Source organism: Pseudoalteromonas sp. Of7M-16 (assembly GCF_022347805.1).
In the GTDB taxonomy this organism is placed as follows: Bacteria; Pseudomonadota; Gammaproteobacteria; order Enterobacterales; family Alteromonadaceae; genus Pseudoalteromonas; species Pseudoalteromonas luteoviolacea_F.
In genome coordinates, this window is sequence record NZ_JAKRFY010000007.1 from 83513 (window position 1) to 100264 (window position 16752).

The 16752-nt window shown below is 42.1% G+C and carries 14 protein-coding genes; 12 read left to right on the forward strand and 2 right to left on the reverse strand.

The window, feature by feature from the left end; genetic code table 11:
* Positions 1-48 precede the first annotated feature (48 nt).
* The 4 genes from MHN81_RS09080 to MHN81_RS09095 all read left to right on the forward strand — a co-directional run bounded on the left by MHN81_RS09080 (position 49) and on the right by MHN81_RS09095 (position 4692).
* Complete coding sequence (locus tag MHN81_RS09080) at positions 49-705, forward strand: ABC transporter ATP-binding protein (RefSeq protein WP_023402045.1); 657 nt, start codon at positions 49-51, stop codon at positions 703-705.
* Positions 698-3109: an ABC transporter permease gene (locus tag MHN81_RS09085; protein WP_239425577.1), complete on the forward strand. Its 2412-nt coding sequence runs from the start codon at positions 698-700 to the stop codon at positions 3107-3109. The genes MHN81_RS09080 and MHN81_RS09085 overlap by 8 nt, the downstream gene beginning before the upstream one ends.
* 8 nt (positions 3110-3117) lie before the next feature.
* A complete protein-coding gene (locus MHN81_RS09090; protein ID WP_023402047.1) occupies positions 3118-4197 on the forward strand; it encodes a lipocalin-like domain-containing protein in 1080 nt (359 codons plus the stop codon).
* A 159-nt stretch (positions 4198-4356) separates the two neighbouring features.
* Complete coding sequence (locus MHN81_RS09095) at positions 4357-4692, forward strand: zinc ribbon domain-containing protein YjdM (RefSeq protein WP_023402048.1); 336 nt, start codon at positions 4357-4359, stop codon at positions 4690-4692.
* A gap of 47 nt (positions 4693-4739) precedes the next feature.
* Here MHN81_RS09095 and MHN81_RS09100 read toward each other — a convergent pair whose 3' ends face one another.
* On the reverse strand, positions 4740-6443 hold the full coding sequence (locus MHN81_RS09100) for a GGDEF domain-containing response regulator (protein ID WP_239425578.1): 1704 nt from the start codon (positions 6441-6443) through the stop codon (positions 4740-4742).
* Positions 6444-7109: 666 nt separating this feature from the next.
* Between MHN81_RS09100 and MHN81_RS09105 the strand changes: the two genes are divergently transcribed.
* The 4 genes from MHN81_RS09105 to MHN81_RS09120 are packed head-to-tail and all read left to right on the forward strand — an operon-like array spanning position 7110 to position 11139.
* A complete protein-coding gene (locus MHN81_RS09105) occupies positions 7110-8216 on the forward strand; it encodes a hybrid sensor histidine kinase/response regulator (RefSeq protein WP_023402051.1) in 1107 nt (368 codons plus the stop codon).
* A 53-nt stretch (positions 8217-8269) separates the two neighbouring features.
* The gene (locus MHN81_RS09110) at positions 8270-9247 is read left to right on the forward strand and encodes an ABC transporter substrate binding protein (RefSeq protein ID WP_023402052.1); all 978 of its coding nucleotides are present in this window, start codon (positions 8270-8272) and stop codon (positions 9245-9247) included.
* A gap of 11 nt (positions 9248-9258) precedes the next feature.
* Complete coding sequence (locus MHN81_RS09115) at positions 9259-10701, forward strand: HAMP domain-containing sensor histidine kinase (protein WP_239425579.1); 1443 nt, start codon at positions 9259-9261, stop codon at positions 10699-10701.
* A gap of 3 nt (positions 10702-10704) precedes the next feature.
* Positions 10705-11139, forward strand: a complete 435-nt coding sequence (locus MHN81_RS09120; protein ID WP_023402054.1) for a response regulator — start codon at positions 10705-10707, stop codon at positions 11137-11139.
* A gap of 237 nt (positions 11140-11376) precedes the next feature.
* Here the strand turns inward: MHN81_RS09120 and MHN81_RS09125 are convergent, their stop codons facing one another.
* Entirely contained in the window at positions 11377-13152 is a 1776-nt protein-coding gene (locus MHN81_RS09125) for a GGDEF domain-containing response regulator (protein WP_239425580.1), read from the reverse strand.
* A gap of 247 nt (positions 13153-13399) precedes the next feature.
* Between MHN81_RS09125 and MHN81_RS09130 the strand changes: the two genes are divergently transcribed.
* The 4 genes from MHN81_RS09130 (at position 13400) to creC (ending at position 16731) form a co-directional block, all read left to right on the forward strand.
* Complete coding sequence (locus tag MHN81_RS09130; RefSeq protein ID WP_239425581.1) at positions 13400-14023, forward strand: LysE family translocator; 624 nt, start codon at positions 13400-13402, stop codon at positions 14021-14023.
* Entirely contained in the window at positions 14020-14496 is a 477-nt protein-coding gene (locus tag MHN81_RS09135; RefSeq protein WP_023402057.1) for a macro domain-containing protein, read from the forward strand. Before MHN81_RS09130 ends, MHN81_RS09135 begins: the two co-directional genes overlap by 4 nt.
* A 118-nt stretch (positions 14497-14614) precedes the next feature.
* Positions 14615-15280, forward strand: coding sequence for a response regulator (locus tag MHN81_RS09140; RefSeq protein WP_239425582.1), 666 nt, complete (start codon positions 14615-14617; stop codon positions 15278-15280).
* A gap of 8 nt (positions 15281-15288) precedes the next feature.
* Positions 15289-16731, forward strand: coding sequence for a two-component system sensor histidine kinase CreC (creC, locus tag MHN81_RS09145; RefSeq protein ID WP_239425583.1), 1443 nt, complete (start codon positions 15289-15291; stop codon positions 16729-16731).
* Positions 16732-16752 lie beyond the last annotated feature (21 nt).

A 16752-nucleotide genomic window follows, 5' to 3' on the forward strand; every position in this document is an offset into this window, starting at 1 on the left:
CGCTGTCCTGAGGGTGCACAATAGGTACGTAAACATCTCGAGGCTGACATGATCCAGTTAAAAAATGTTGTATTTTCTAGAGCCGATGGTGCGGCTCAACGACGCATTATTAATAATGTTTCTGTGACAATTGAGGGCGCGCAACAGGTCGCCTTGGTAGGCGACAGTGGGTCGGGAAAAACGACTCTGTTAAATTTGCTGGCCGGGTTATTGATGCCTGACAGCGGTGAAATCAAAGTTAATGGTACCGTCATCTCTGGGTTTGATGATAATCAGCTTGCCCTTTATCGGCGTCAAATTGGAGTGATATTTCAGCACTACCAACTGCTTGAAGCGTTGAACGTGGCGGATAATATTACCTTTCAAGCGCGTTTAAACGGTCTAGAAGTATCACAACAAACGCTTTCTACTCTCGCTGAGCGACTCGGCATAGCGCACAAGCTTATGGCTTTGCCCTGTGAGTTGAGTGGCGGGGAGCAACAACGAGTTGGTATTGCAAGGGCCATTATCAACCAGCCCAAGGTGATATTGGCAGATGAACCAACCGGAAATTTAGACAGCGAGCGCAGTCAAGAGGTGCTTGAGCTATTGCAATCATTATGCAAAGAGCATCAAATTAACTTAGTAATGGTTACGCACAGTGAAAAACTGGCCGTTCAGTTTGAAAGGCAGCTGAGGCTCAAAAATGGGCAGCTACATGACTGAATTTAAGCTTATATTTTTCGCTTATTGGCAGTTTTACCTTCGTCACAAGGGGCTTTTTTTACTTTTTATACTTGGTTTTAGCTTGGGCACGGCTTTGATAAGTGCTATTTATGGCTTAAATCTAGAAGCTTCGAAGCGTTATACCAATAGCAGCGCGTTACTCGCAGTTCCTGTTACTCACTTTATTAAACCTAACCTCGGCACAGAACGCCTCCCTGAGACGGTGAGAAAACAGTTGTCCCGCCAAACCAACATTCATTTTGAAGTCGTCTTAGAGGGTCGGGTCCAACTCGAAAATAACAAATGGCTCAGCATCAAAGGTGTCAATTTACTTCATTGGGCGTCACAATCGGCACCAAGTTCACAAGCTGGGTTGAATGCACAAAACCTTAGTCGCAAAGCGCTATTTGATACGGTTTTTTTAGACCCCAAAATGATTGCAAGGTTAGGCTCGAACAGACTTAATATCAATGGCGTCAGCTATCATATTTCACCATTTGAAGGGTTGGGTTATCAAGCGCTTATGGACATAAGTTTGGCCGATAGATTGCTTAATGCCAACGGAGAAGTGAGCTATTTAGAGGTGTTTGACTTAGATGAAACCGCCACCACTAACTTAAACCAAGCGCTGCAAGGTAGCGCGAGGCTCGAGCGGGCCGACTCACAGGCCTTTGACACGCTTTCAGGGCCATTTTTCTTTAACCTCCAAGCTCTGGCACTGCTGGGTTATATTGTTGGTGCATTTTTAAGCTTTAATGCAGTTAAGTTGGCGTTTTCTGCTAGGACAACCTTGCATAAACAGTTGTATTTGATGGGCTGCCAACCGAGCAGGTTAAAGCAAGCCATGTTTATAGAGCTGGGATTACTTGGGCTTGTGTGTGCCTATTTAGGGGCGTTATTTGGTGTCTCACTGGCCAATGTGTTGGTTGCTGATGTCACGCAGGTTCTGCGCAGTTTTTACCAGTTAGACAGAGCATTGACAGTCCAATTGAGTTGGTCGATGGTGGCGCTAGGTTTTGTGCTAAATATCGCGGTGTTGTCAGGCTTATTTCTTTCACATCGACTAACCCGCTTATTCGCGAAAAAAGGCGTTACGTGGCTTATATTATCTGGACTTTGCAGTGGCGCGGTATTACTTGCCTTGTTTGCAAAAAGTAAACTTGTGGCCTTGTTTCTATGTGCGGTTATATTGTTGATTTTCTTTTGCATTACACCGGGTGTGATCACTCGAGTGTTTTCAACTCGCTGGCCTGTGCAATCGCCTTTGATACTGTGGCTCAAAGCCGATAGTCAGGGGCAACTTAAATCTTTGTTAAGTGCTGTCTTGGCAACTTTGATGGCAATGGGCGCTGCAATTGGTATGTTGGTGATGGTCAAAAGCTTTAGCCATACTCTGGATGGCCATTTGGAAAGCAGGTTAAGTGCTGATTTATATGTACGCCCAGCAGAGGTAAGCACACAAATGCATAGTCAACTGGCGCAAATGCCCCAAGTGGAGAGAGTGGGGGTGTATTGGCAAGCTCGCAGCGAACTGATTGATGAGAGTAAACAATTACCACTTAAACTCGTTAGTTTTGGCCGTGACGCAAGCTTTCATCAGCACGTTACCTTATTGGGTGGCCACAAGGTGACGGCGCAGCACATATCACCTCATCAAGCGAGTATGCCTAGGTGCTTGGTAAATGAGCCTGGTTGGCGTTTATATGGCATTGAAACCGGGCGTATTGTTGAGGTTAGACAAGGGCGGCAGGTGTTTGAATGTTTAGTCACTGGGATATTTTATGACTACGGCGAGCAGGAAGCGACATTGTTGACTGCCACAAGTGTCATAGAACACAGTGGTTTTAAGTATCAAGCGTTTGGCTTTTCACTTTCGCTCATCAATGACGACGATATAAATACAGTAACTGAATATCTAGTTGAGCAAATGTCCATTGAGCGCACTCAAGTGAGCGTGAATAAAGTGTTTAAGCAGTATGCAAAACAACTGTTTGAAAACACGTTTAGCGTCACTCATGCGTTAAACATATTTATCATGCTAATCGCATTATTTGGTGTATGGGTGAGCTTTTTGACACTGGGAAGGCGTCAACTTCAACCTATGGCAGTGCTGCAAACTTTGGGAGTGACTCGTTCACAATTATTGCGGGTCAAACTGCTGCAAACCTTGATTATTTTGACAGTAACCATTGCATTGGCAATCCCATTAGGGATTTTATTGGGGTGGGTGCTCCTGACTTATGTGATGCCTTTGGCATTTGGTTGGAGCATGGCCATGATATTGGATTGGAAGAGTATATTCGCGTTTAGTCTTGTTGTATTAAGTCTGGCCATGTTTGTTGGCGCATTACCTATGCTAAGGCTGCTAAAACGTAACATCGCAGACAGTGTAGCAAAGCTATAGAGAGTCAAATGAAAACAAAGTTTATAGCAATAATAATAGGTTTTGTGTTGGTGATTACGGCGCTATTAAAAATGGATGGTGAAGTAACAAATCCGCCACCAAGTGCTCATCTTTTTTCCTTGCAAAGTGGTGAGGCGGTAGAGCCAGGGACCACTTTGGCGTTTCCTAAAGATCATGGCAGTCACCCTAAGCAAGGCATTGAGTGGTGGTATGTGACCGCAAATTTAGAAAGCACCACAGGTGAAAAGTTTGGTGTGCAATGGACTTTGTTTAGAGTAAGTATGCCAGATATCTCTTCTGATATATCGAGCCCTTGGTGGGATGGGCAATTCTATTTTGCCCACTTTGCGGTGCAAACTGACACGCAGCATGTGGCATTCGAAAAATCGGGTAGAGTATCAGATGTTACGATTAGTGCATTTCCATTTGAAGCTAGGCTGAAGAGCTGGTCATTGGAAAGTGTTGATGAGTCCTTTCTACCTTTGAGCTTAACTGCCAGCGAAAACGGATATCGTGTTGCACTACAGCTCGATAACAGTCCAAGAGTCTTGCATGGCAAGCAGGGGTATAGTCAAAAAACTCAGGACGGTCATGCGTCAATGTATTACAGCTATCCATTTTTAGATGTCACAGGTGAAGTGGAATTTGACTCTCAATACCACACTGTCAAAGGGCGAGCTTGGCTTGATAGAGAGTGGTCATCAGCATTTATTGATCCGAGCCAAGCGGGGTGGGACTGGTTTAGTTTGCAAGCGGACAACCCCGCTGATGGTGGGTTAATGGCGTTTTGCATTCGCTCATCGAGTCGTGGTTATGAATATTGCAGTGCGACGGCGATTGATGAAAATGGACAAACTCGGGCATTTGACAATGATCAAGTTGCGCTGGAGGTCTTGGAGCATATTCAATTGGCAGATGTTACTTACCCAACGCGTTGGCGGCTCAGAGTCGAGGGTTTTGAGCCAATCGACATTCAGAGTATTAACCCTGACTCACGCAATAAACTGAGTATTCCTTATTGGGAGGGACGAGTGCTGAGTCACGGAGGATTTTCAGGTGCAGGTTACGGAGAGTTAGTAGGTTACTAAACTGATAGTTTGCAGGTTATTACGACAATAGCCGTTTGATCAAAATCAGGGGAATAATCGTTTGTGTTAAAAAATTCCCACATTGCGTGGAATTTTTCTCGCGATGTTGCCAAGGAGGGATTATCATGCGCACAAAGAAACTTATATAGGCAGTAAAGTATGTCTTGCCCTCCTTGTCCGAAGTGTAACTCTGAGTATGTTTATCAGGATCAGAGCCAATTAATCTGTCCAGAGTGCGCTTATGAGTGGGACCCGTCAGAATCTGAGGAAGATGATACGCCACAAGTAAAAGATGCCAATGGCACCTTACTTGTCGATGGCGACAAAGTGACTGTGATTAAAGACCTTAAAATAAAAGGCAGTTCACAGGTTATAAAAATAGGCACTAAAGCGCTAGTTAGGCGTGTGTTGGATAAAAAAGATCACGAGCTTGATTGTAAGGTCGATGGTGTTGGTGAAATGATGGTGACTGCAAAGTTCGTCAAAAAAGCGTAATACAACAATTATAGGTGCACTGAGTCGCGTATACAGTGCACTTAGGCTTAGAACGAGCTATTTAAGATACACTCGATTAATGAATCAACTGGCATAGGCTTGCCAAAAAAATACCCTTGCAGGCGAGACACTCCAGCTCGTTGGCACACATCCACATGCGCTTTGCACTCTACGCCTTCTGCGACCGTTTCGATTGAGATCCCATGTAACATGGATGTGAGTCCATCCAGCATCGCTTGGGCTTTTTTATCGTCTACTGTTCTCTCAATTAAACTTTTATCGAGTTTAACGATATCAATTGGGTAATTTAACAAATGCGATATAGAGGAAAATCCAGTGCCAAAGTCATCGAGAGCAATTTGACACCCGCTGCTTTTAATTAACTTCAGTGTTTCTAAAGTCGCTGTATTATTCTCTAGCAGTGCGGTCTCGGTCACTTCAACAATGACATTGCTGAGGTTGACGTGATTTAATTTAGCTTGTTCGACGATAAATGCGTTGAGGTTTAAATCATGAATTTGCAAAGGGGAGAGGTTGATTGACAGTGCTATGTTATTGGAGCTTGTCATATTGACCAGTTGTGCGTACTTAGCCAGAGATTTTTGAATGATCATCCTGCCAAACGTTTCAATCAGTCGGAGTTTTTCTGAAGCAATGATAAACTCAGCTGGCGAGGCTTTGGAGTCACCGACTGGGAGTCTCACAAGGGCTTCGATGGCAATAATTTTGGTGCCTGTCGTATTAAAGATAGGTTGAAAAAAAACGTCAAAATTGTGGTTTTTTATCACGGTCCTAAGTTCGTTTTCAATTTGAAATAGCCGATAAAACTCTCGTTCCAAGGACTCATCAAAAAAGCAGGCTTTGTTTTCTTTTTGCTTTTTTGCCTTATACATGGCGATATCAGCTTGTTTTAGCATGTCTTCCGATGTGGTTTTTGAAGCGCAAAGCGTAATACCTATGCTGGCAGTGCTGTGAATTTGATGTTTATCATAGTGGAATGGCTCATCGAAGCTAGACAGTAGTCGCTCAGATATCGCCAAAGCCGCGTTTGAGTCCCTGACGCCAGAAAATACGAATGCAAATTCATCCCCACCAAGCCTTGCGAATAAGGGGCTTTCTCGAAAGCTTGACTTAACCCGGTTAGCAAACTCCTTTAAAACAACATCGCCAGCTGAGTGCCCTAAACTGTCATTAATCAATTTGAACCCATCGATATCTAACAACATCACAACCACATACCCGTCGAGACTGCGCATATTGACCAACAGCGAGGTGAGTGCATTTTCAAAATATCTGCGGTTAAAAAGCCCGGTTAATGTATCGCGCTCAGCTAGTTGTTTAACTTGTTGATAGCTATGAGTAAGTTTGTTCTGTAAGTCTATTCTTCTTTGAGATTGTTTGATGCATCTAATGAGTTGGGTTGAAGTGACCTCATCTTTAAGTAATAAATCTTGGGCACCGGCATTGATACAATTAACCAGCAATTCTTCATCTCTATTGTTTGTGATCATAATGATCGCACAATCCTCGCAGATGTTTTTCGATTTTAGTGTCATCAATAGTTGAAGCCCATTTTGCTTGGGCATTTGATAATCCAACAATACAATGTCGAATTCATCTTGTGCGATAGCAGTAAGCCCGTCCTCGGCGCTAATTGCTTCTTTTATATTAAATTTTTTCCCTGAGCAAAATAAGGCTTCTTTCACCAGCTCACGGTCAATTTTTTCATCATCAACCAGCAATATATTCATTTGCTGTGCTCCCTGTCACCACGGTGGCTGTGGCCTGATCTTATGATGTACTTTAGTGTTAATAATCAGCCTAGTTTAGGAGTAAATATTTGGCTAGCGAAGTGGCTATTTATTTACTAACTTAGTATTACTCTTAGTTGATGTTTATCTTAATTAAGGATGCTTTTTTTGAGATGCCTTGGTCGGCAGCAAAAGGTACCAATATACGTTGGCTATGGTTACTTAAGAGCCGCGCGAAATAGTGGCTATGCAGTCAGTGGCAAGATACATTTTTTAGTTTACATGGAAAACTTAGCCAGTGATTTACTATACTTTTTTGAAGTTAAGCGCCCAAGCGCGACGGGGACGAATAGCTGGTGTTCAATGTACCTTAAAAAGCATGGGTCGAATGACTGAAAGGTTGTACATGTTGCGTAATTACCTAAATAAACACGGATACTAAAGCGCTTACCTATCATTTTTGAGGGAGCGTATACAAGCACAAGAAAAGTCAGTTTAAAAGCAATGAGAATATCTTGCGGTCATTATATGGAAGTATGCCGTGTTGAGAGCGACGCAAGGGCAGGGCCTAGATTTAAAAATAAGAGCCGTTAAGGCAGGAGCTTGAGCACAGCTTAAGCCAGTAAAACGCTAATTTGGTTTGGGGTGAGGTATAAAGGAGTATAGATGGACGTATTGAATGTTTTGATAGTGGATGATAGTGAGGACGATCGCTATTTTTTAAAGAGAACACTGACGAGCGATGGTTCCCATTGGCATGTTTTAGAGGCCGAGTCAGGTGAACATGGCTTAGACATACTGAAAAGCCATCAGGTTGACATTGTTCTGCTAGATTATTCATTACCCGGCACCGATGGATTAATGACGTTATCGGCGATTAATAAACAGTTTCCGCTATTGCCCGTTATTATGCTCACCGGGCAGGGCAGTGAAACCGTGGCTGCGGAGTCAATCAAAAATGGCGCATCAGACTATATAAGCAAAGGCGGCCTCACACACTTGTCATTGATGAAATCAATTAATTCAGCCATACACTCTGCGCGATTGCATCGCAGAATTGAGGAAAAAAATAGAGAACTTTCGCAGTTTGCATATGTATTGGCGCATGATTTAAAACAGCCAGCAAACGCGGTTCGAAAAATGAGCCAAGTAATTGTGCAAAATTACCATCAATGTGTTCCGGCAAATGTGTTAGATAAACTGACACTGATCAATCAATCATCATTGCAGATGTACGGGTTAATTGATGCGTTGGTTTGTTATACCCAATTAGATTTAGACGATTCTCACCTTTTCGAAAAAACGGATTTTAACAAGTGTGTTGAAATAGCAATATCGAATCTCACCACTCAAATTGAATCCTCAAGTGCTAAAATAGCCTGGTCAGATTTGCCATCCATTACTGCGATCCCGAGCTTTGTTGTACAGTTGTTTCAAAACATATTAGAAAACTCCCTTAAATACTCTGAAAGTCAGCCATTTATTGATATCTCTTGCCAGTGTGATGAAACGTGTTGGCACTTCACCGTACAAGATAACGGCATTGGTATCCCACCACAACTAAGGCATAAAGTGTTTGAGCCGTTAGCCCGTTTACACAATAGTGAAACTTACGCAGGTTCTGGGTTAGGGTTGGCTACTGCAAAAAGAATCGTTAACAAACATCGTGGAGATATCTATTTTTCAGATAATGAATGTGGTCAAGGCAGTAAGCTTCATTTTTCTGTCTCGAAAAAGCTGATGGTATCTGAAAAAGTAAATGCGCTCGAGTAGGTCGACATTGAGTAAATAACTACATCCTCGAGAGTGTCGCAAGGAGATATAGTGTGATTATAGGCCGATTCTTATTAATGTGTTTATTGGCATTTGCGTTAAATGCCGAAGCTCGAAAAATATTGATTGTCGAGACGCTTCAAGTGCCTATCGTCACCACTCACACCAAGCAAGTAATAACTCATTTACAACGATTGGATAACCAATTGGAAATTGAGGTATTTGATGGCAAAGGGCAAAGCGCCATCATAGCTGCGCATATTCAAGAAAAACTTGCTTGTCGCTGTTTTGATTTACTGATCGCTAATGGCACACTCGCTGCGAAAATAGGTAAAAAGCTGCTGGCCAATCAAGGTATCCCTATGGTGTTTGTGACAGTGGCTGATCCAGAAGGTGCCGGGCTTACCATGGGTGACAATTCCAGCAGTCACTTTATTACGGGTAGAGCATACTCAGTAAGGCGCGGCACTAAGTTAGAAATCGTCAATCAACTATTTAAGAATGATAAAGTTAACATTGGTATTGTTGCGACCACATACCCAGCTGCTTTGACAGACATACGCAGGATTGAGGTAATAGCGAAACAATATAAAAATATCCAATTAACTAAAAAGGTCATTGAATATCAGGATGTGAGTAATGCCTCACTAGATGATACTTATTTAGCGGCGTATCAAGCCGCAAGCGCGATTCAATCACAAGTGGACTTTTTCTGGTCTGTGAATGGGCCGCTTAGCGAAAAAAGTGAATTTGTCCCTGCTATGTCTATTTTGAAACCTATTTTGTATGGTGCAAATATTAGATCGGTGCAACAAGGTGCGTTATTTACGGTTATTCCTGATCCTGAGTGGACAGGGAAGGAAATCGCCAAAATTGTCGTTAAAATATTAAGTGGTACGCCTGCTAGTAAAATTGAAATTCGTTCTGCGTCAAAGAATATTCTGGCGTTTAACGTCAAAACCGCCACGTCGTTGGGCGTTGTTATACCCTTTAGCTTGCTCAAAATAGCGGGCGAGCATGTGTATCATTAACGAGCGATAAAATGAAACTTAAGTATCTATTATTTATAATATTTTTCCCTTTAATGGTACTTGGCCCTGCAGCGGTGGGGTTGATTGCATATCAGTTTATTGAGCGGACAACTTTCGAAAAATTAACACTGTTAAATGATATGCATACAACAGATTTTATCGGCTTGCATGTCGAGTCACGAAATCAGACCTTAATTAAAAACAAACTAGATGGCTATCCGAGTTATGTAAATGCGTATAAAAAAGAGGTGCTGTTGGAGGTTAAACAAAGCTATGAACACTACGACGGCAGTTTTTTAATTTTTGATAAGACCTTTGATAAGTGGTTTTACAAAGAGGGTTATTTAAAGGGAGATCCTCAGGCGCAGTTAAGCGCAATCGGCTTTGATATCATTGATGGTGTCAATGTGGTGAAAATAGGTCCGGAGCGTTATATCTATTCCAAACACGTATTCTCACCTTGGGGGTGGGAAATCTACGGTATTTATCCGCTATCTATGACCAGCGGGCTTTTACATGAAATTGGCTTCGCTGTATTTTGGGTGTGTGCGTTTATATTAGTGCTACTTTTTGTCATAACCTCCTTTATCTATAGATATTTATTTCTAAACCCACTGACTAAAATCACGCAGTTTTCAGAAAATGTGTCAATGTTAAAGCTGGATAATAAGCTGGAGATAGAGTCGCCAACAGAGTTTGCTGTTCTGAGCCGCTCGTTGGAAACAATGCGGGTTAAACTGAACGATAACTTAGAAAAAATTGAGGCAGCAAATGAAGACCTCAGTGAGTTTTCTTACCGTACCTCACATGACTTAAAGTCACCGCTGACCGCGTCTAAGCAGCTTGCTCAGTACGTATTGGAAGATATAGAAAGCGGTAATTTACAAGAAGCAACAAGCAGTGTTGAACGTATTTTTAATCAAATGTCTAAGTTGGAATCTCTGGTCGACGATGTGCTGTCTTTAACTCGTGTTGACTTGGTCAATGAAAGAGATGAATTTTTTGATATCCATGATTTACTAGATGAAGTCACAGCAAAAGTAAACGCATTCTATCACGCTGAACAGTGTGTTCTGACTATGACTGTCGATATGGACGACACCAAAATATTTGGGCAGCGAGTGCGCTATAAGCAAATCATTGAAAACTTGGTATCTAACTCTTTTAAGTACAAAGATGTTGCCAAAAAACAGTGTTTTGTCACTGTTACTATGAAAGATAATGACCATGATAGGATCACACTTGAAGTTGAAGACAACGGTGTTGGCATACCAACAGCGTATCATCATCAAGTCTATGATATGTTTAAGCGATTCCACCCTCAGCTATCTTCTGGATCCGGACTTGGTCTTGCAATTGTCAAAAAACACGTTGATAAATTGAAGGGGTATATCAAGTTTGAAACTTCCGATCAGGGAACTCGATTTACTATTCAAATTAAAAGGAATGAATAAACAATGACGCCATTTTCAATATTGATAGTTGATGACAATGAAGATGATAGGTACATTTTAAAGCGGCAGCTAAGAGACTCGAAATTACCAATTAGCAAGGTATTTGAAGCGTGTGATGGCGTCAATGCAGTAGAATTTTTTGAAGACGGTGAACAACATGCTGCAATGAGCGATGAGGTTTATCCGCCAAAGTTTATATTTTTAGATATCAATATGCCACTTATGGGGGGCTTTGAATTTTTAAAAGTCTTTGAGGGGGTGGTGAAAAAGCTGAGCCTTGATTCAATCATCATTGTTATGTTCAGTAGCTCGGAAAGAGAGCAAGATAGAAAAATGGCGTTGAGTTACTCACAAGTCAAAGGCTACTTTATTAAAGGCGCCTATGGCGTTGACAATTTAACAGAGCAACTAACCTTGATGGTCGATTCGAACAGCTGATGAGCCATTTAATATCTATAGCTATCGAATTGCTATGCAATAAGTGGTGTATAGGAATGTGGGGCAAGTTGCGCAGCAATCCCAGTATAGCTTTGCGCCATCAATTAAAACACTGTTGCCTTCAAACGAATTAGGCGCTTCTTTTTTCGTATAGCCTAATAGTTCAAGTTGACGCGCAAGCGCCTTTACTACGCATATCTTTATCAAGAATTGAAGGCGCTTTACAGGCTATCAGCGTTACTTTTTTGTGCCTTGATTCAAAGGTGAATTGCTGTTCACTACCGTTAAATGGTTAGTGTTATTTTCATCTTCAAGCAATTGTTTTACTTTGTGTTCACTCATGGGTTGGTAATATAAAAAACCTTGCAGCAAATTAATATTTAAATCTGCACAGGTTGTTGATTGTGGGCTTGTTTCAACACCCTCAGCGACAATATCAAAGTCTAATTTAGTGAGCATGTAAGTCAGTCCTTTAAGCATGTCGTGACTGGTTGAGTCCGGCTGCGAAATACTTTGGATTATCGAACGGTCAATTTTTACTATTTTTATGGGAGATTTAAGCAGATAAGGTAAAGACGAAAAGCCAGTACCAAAGTCGTCTAGCGCTAGCCCAATTCCCTGCTCAGCGAGACTGGCTAGGGTTTCATTGATCATTGATGAATTTTGCAATAGGGCTTCTTCGGTTAATTCGAGTATCAGTCGTTCCGGTGGTATTTGAAATCTAGTAAGTGCTTCTATCACCATATAAGCAAAGCCACTTTTGCTTAACTGGCCTGGCGAAACATTGATCGCGAGCTTAAATTGGTACTGCTGATTTTGCAGCATAGCGGCGAAATGTTTAAATGCTGATTCCAAAACCCATTGGCCAATTGACTGGAGCAAATCGGCTTCTTCGGCAATGGGAATAAACTCGGCAGGTAGTTGAGTGGTTGTTGCAATAGGCCAGCGTAGCAAGGCTTCGAGAATCACGATTTTTTCGGATTCTCTGTCAATAATAGGCTGGTATTTAATATCAAACTCTTTATTGCTAACCGCTTGACGCAGCTCGGCTTCTACTTTGTATTTAAGTAAAAAAGGCGCCTGAATGTTATCTTGAAAAATTTCAATCTGCTCGCCTGATTTGCGCTTTGCTCGGTACATTGCAATATCTGCTAGTTTCATCAGATCTTGACTGTGCTCTGCATTATAAGGCGCGATGGCAATGCCAATACTGCCACTGCAATGCAGCGCATGACCGGCAATCTCAAAAGGCGTATCAAGGGTAGCGAGTATGCGCCTAGCAATAACTTGTGCTTGCGATATTGATGATAGTTCACCACAAGCAAATGCAAACTCATCTCCACCTAAGCGGGCAAGTAACTCGTTTTCACGCAATACCTCTTTTATTCTACCAGATATAGCGCCAAGCAATCTATCACCGGTATGGTGACCGAAATTGTCGTTAATATGTTTGAATTTATTGAGGTCTAACATCATTACAGCGGTTAATTCGTTTTGGCGGCGAGCTCGGGAGCAAAGCAGACGATTCAACATTTCTTCGAAATGGAAGCGATTGTGCAAACCAGTCAAAGAATCTCTCTCAGCCAATTCTTTGATATGTATGTAACTCTCATGTAATTGCTGCTCTAGTTCATGACGTTTTCGAGCTTGTAATATGGAGCGTGCTAACTGAGAGCCGGTGATTTCTTGCTTGAGTAAAAAGTCTTGCGCGCCTGCATTAATGCAATCCAAAGCAAGTTGTTGATCATAGATATTACAGGTCATCACGATTGCAGTATGTTTTAGATAGCAATTGCCTCTTAAATCGATAATTGCTTCGACACCGTTGACCAGCGGCATGTTGAAATCAAGTAAGATCACGTCAACTTGTATCTCTTGAATGAGTTGATATGCTTCAATAAGGCTACTGGCCTCGACAATATCATAATGTTGTTGCTCGCTAGAGAGTGTTTTTATCACTGTTTTTCTATCAATTGCATCATCGTCAACGACAAGTAACTTTGTGTAGGTCATATGGTCCTATTCCTTGCATATTCAGCATCGAGACAACAAATGTTGTTTCTGGGTTATTCAACTTTAACTCTAGACCAAACCCTTTGAAGTGAAAGCGTTGAAAGAAAATAGCGGCCAATAAATTGTTTCTGCAAATTGCGATAGAGTGATTAAGGCTCGACGTTTTTTATATACTTTGTTTGAAAAAATATGCTTGTATAGTGATATTGATTTGATTAACACAATGCTGCTTAAGGAAATACTGAAAATGGAGTATTTGATTGCTGTCACCCTATTCGCAATTTCCACGTCAATCACACCGGGGCCAAATAACATTATGGTGATGACCAGTGCCCTAAATTTTGGTATTAAAAAAACCTTACCCTTGCTGTCGGGAATTTGCGTTGGATTTAGTGTGATGTTGCTGGTGGTGGGGCTGGGCTTTGGACAGGTATTTAACTGGTTCCCAGACTTACATTTAGTGATTAAGTGTGCGGGCATTGCCTATTTACTGTATCTCGCTTGGCTTATTGCCCGCTCAGGCGGTGAAACTATGGAATCACAAGCGCAAACACCACTTACGTTTATTAACGGGGCTTTATTTCAATGGGTAAATGCGAAGGCGTGGGTTGTCGCAACTGGCGCAATTGCTGCTTTTACTTCATTAGGTGAAGGCTATTACGGCCAAAACATGACAATTGCATTGATATTTTTGGTTGCAGCATTCCCCTGTGTTGGTACTTGGCTTTTGTGTGGGTCTGTTCTTCAACGTGTATTAAAGCAGCAAAAATCTAGAGTATATTTTAATTACGTTATGGCTGCTCTTTTGGTTTTATCCGTAATACCTGTGGTGATTGAAGTGTATACACAGCTGGGTGACAAGGGATTATGAGCGTCAGAGTAACGGTAGTGCATGGGGATCTTTTGGAGCAAAATGTTGATGCGATCGTCAATAGTTGGAATCGCAATATCATTCCTTGGTGGTTACTTTTACCACAAGGGGTCTCCGGGGCAATCAAACGAAAAGCAGGCACAGAGCCTTTTAAAGAAGTGGCAAACTATGGGGCAATTCCACTTGGGGAAGCGCGTTTTACATCCGCCGGTGATTTGAATTACAAAGGGATTATTCATGTTGCGGGGATTAATTTATGTTGGTTTGCCACCGAATACTCTGTAAGCCAATCAGTAAAAAATGCATTAAATCTCGCTCAGCAACATGGTTTTAAGGAAATAGCGATGCCGCTGATTGGAGCCGGCTCTGGCAACAGATCGGCGGACTGGTCTTTTCGGTGCATCATGAAAACACTCCAAGACATTGACAGCCCTGTCGCTGTTAGAGTAGTTAAATACATGTCGAAGCAGTGACGATTTCTCAGTGTAAGCTACCGTTTTTTAAATACTTTTATAGAAGATTGCGACTTGCTGCCCTATACTAAGCGGCTTAAAAACGATCATACACTGTAAAGCATCTCTAGGGGGCGCCTTGAATATAGTCATTATTGAAGATGAACCGACAATCGCGGATACATTAACACACGTATTGGAGCTGGATGGCTTTGAGGTTAACTGGTTCAATACCGCAGGCGCGGGAATTGAATATTTGCGCTCAGCACATGCTGATCTATTGGTGCTTGATGTTGGCTTACCTGATGGCAATGGTTTTGAGCTTTGTAAGCAGATCCGCGCGTTTTCTGCTCTACCAATTATTTTTTTGACGGCGCGATCAGACGAAATTGATCGTGTTGTTGGGTTGGAAATAGGTGCTGATGACTATGTCACTAAACCATTTAGTCCAAGAGAGATGTTAGCGCGAATAAAATTAAGACTGAATCCTAGACAGCAAACGCTATCACACGTCAAAGATATAACCACGTCCGACTTAACAGAAGAAAATTACGACTATCATAAAAATGGTGTCGCATTAGGTCTGACTGCATTGGAGTTTCGGTTGCTTAAAGCGCTGATCACCGCATCATCACGTGTCTTAAGCCGCCAACAGTTGATGGACTTTGCCGATATGCCGATTGAAGAGGCATATGAGCGAAATATTGATTCGCATATCAAATCTATTCGCAATAAGCTGAAAACTGTGCAAATGAGTGATAACTTAAAAACCAAACGCGGTTTTGGTTATTACTTTGAAGACTAGGAAGTACGATGCAGCGCTGGCCTAAAATTCCACTGGGACTGAGACTATTTTTGCTCTATTTCGTCATTGTGATCATGACGACCTATTTTGTCAGTTCAACACTGCTCAAAGAAATCAAACCGACAGTGCGTCAAACTACAGAAGAAACGCTCGTTGATATGGCAAATTTGCTCGCTGTGTTGGTGGCTGATGACCTGGCTAATGAGACCTTACAAAGTAGTAAAATTGCCCATTTAATTCAGCAGTTTGGTAATAGAAGTGTCGATGCGGCGATCTGGGGAGTCGATAAGAAATCCATGACTCACCGAATTTATGTCACAGATATGTCAGGTATTGTGGTTGCGGATTCTTGGCAACAGGACATTGGGCGTGATTTTTCGCGCTGGAATGATGTGTATCTTACCCTTAGGGGACAATACGGCGCTCGTTCCACCGCGACAGATCCAAATGATCCACTGTCAACGGTGATGCATGTGGCGGCGCCAGTCATATACCAAGGTCAAACCATAGGGAGTTTAACAGTTGCCAAAGCGAACCGCTCTGTACAGCCATTTATTGATCTGTCAAAACAGCGAGTGATTAATTGGCTCGCGGTCATGAGTGTGCTGGTGTTATTGGTTGGAGCCGTGATTGCATGGCGCATTAACTCAGCATTGAAGAAACTCTCTGTATACGCGTATAAAATGGGGCGGGGTGAGAAGGCGACAAAGCCAGTTTTTAGAGTATTTTATGAATATGGGCAGCTCAGCGACGCGCTGGCGGATATGCGAAATCAACTCGATGGTAAAAATTACGTTGAGTCATATGTTGAAACACTGACCCATGAATTGAAAAGCCCGCTCTCAGGGATAAAAGGGGCAAGTGAACTATTACAGATGCCGCTAGAAGAAGACAAGCGACATCGATTCGCGACAAATATTGAGCGAGAGTCTGAGCGTATGCAGTCTTTGATTGACAAACTATTGGTGCTGGCAAAACTAGAAAAACAGCCTGAACTTGAACAGACAAGTGATATTAATAGCGCCGATTTAGTGCACTATGTTGCAGATACGCTGAACATCAAGATGGAACAAAAAGCGGTTAAATATCAGTTTGATGGAACTCTCAGTATTGCTATTGTCGGCGATATCTTTTTACTGCGCCAAGCTTTACTTAATCTGTTTGATAATGCACTAGATTTTGTTACTCAAGGCGGGGCGCTTGAAGTGCACATAGTGCAGCGAGATGAACATTGTTGTTTCGTTATTTTTAATGAAGGGGCGCCAATCCCAGACTATGCGCTAGCTCGATTGACCGAACGTTTTTATTCATTGCCAAGAGCCAACGGCAATAAAAGTACAGGGCTTGGACTTAACTTTGTTGAGCAAGTGGCCAAGCTACATTTTGGTTACTTGCAAATTCGCAACCGCAACAAGGGAGTCGAAGTGACGTTGGCAGTGAAAACTCCATAAAGACTCCACAATAACTCCACG

Coding starts and splice junctions, on each gene's coding strand:
- MHN81_RS09080 (WP_023402045.1), top strand. CDS start 49: ATGATCCAGTTAAAAAATGTTGTATTTTCTAGAGCCGATGGTGCGGCT.
- MHN81_RS09085 (WP_239425577.1), top strand. CDS start 698: ATGACTGAATTTAAGCTTATATTTTTCGCTTATTGGCAGTTTTACCTT.
- MHN81_RS09090 (WP_023402047.1), top strand. CDS start 3,118: ATGAAAACAAAGTTTATAGCAATAATAATAGGTTTTGTGTTGGTGATT.
- MHN81_RS09095 (WP_023402048.1), top strand. CDS start 4,357: ATGTCTTGCCCTCCTTGTCCGAAGTGTAACTCTGAGTATGTTTATCAG.
- MHN81_RS09100 (WP_239425578.1), bottom strand. CDS start 6,443: ATGAATATATTGCTGGTTGATGATGAAAAAATTGACCGTGAGCTGGTG.
- MHN81_RS09105 (WP_023402051.1), top strand. CDS start 7,110: ATGGACGTATTGAATGTTTTGATAGTGGATGATAGTGAGGACGATCGC.
- MHN81_RS09115 (WP_239425579.1), top strand. CDS start 9,259: ATGAAACTTAAGTATCTATTATTTATAATATTTTTCCCTTTAATGGTA.
- MHN81_RS09120 (WP_023402054.1), top strand. CDS start 10,705: ATGACGCCATTTTCAATATTGATAGTTGATGACAATGAAGATGATAGG.
- MHN81_RS09125 (WP_239425580.1), bottom strand. CDS start 13,152: ATGACCTACACAAAGTTACTTGTCGTTGACGATGATGCAATTGATAGA.
- MHN81_RS09130 (WP_239425581.1), top strand. CDS start 13,400: ATGGAGTATTTGATTGCTGTCACCCTATTCGCAATTTCCACGTCAATC.
- MHN81_RS09135 (WP_023402057.1), top strand. CDS start 14,020: ATGAGCGTCAGAGTAACGGTAGTGCATGGGGATCTTTTGGAGCAAAAT.
- creC (WP_239425583.1), top strand. CDS start 15,289: ATGCAGCGCTGGCCTAAAATTCCACTGGGACTGAGACTATTTTTGCTC.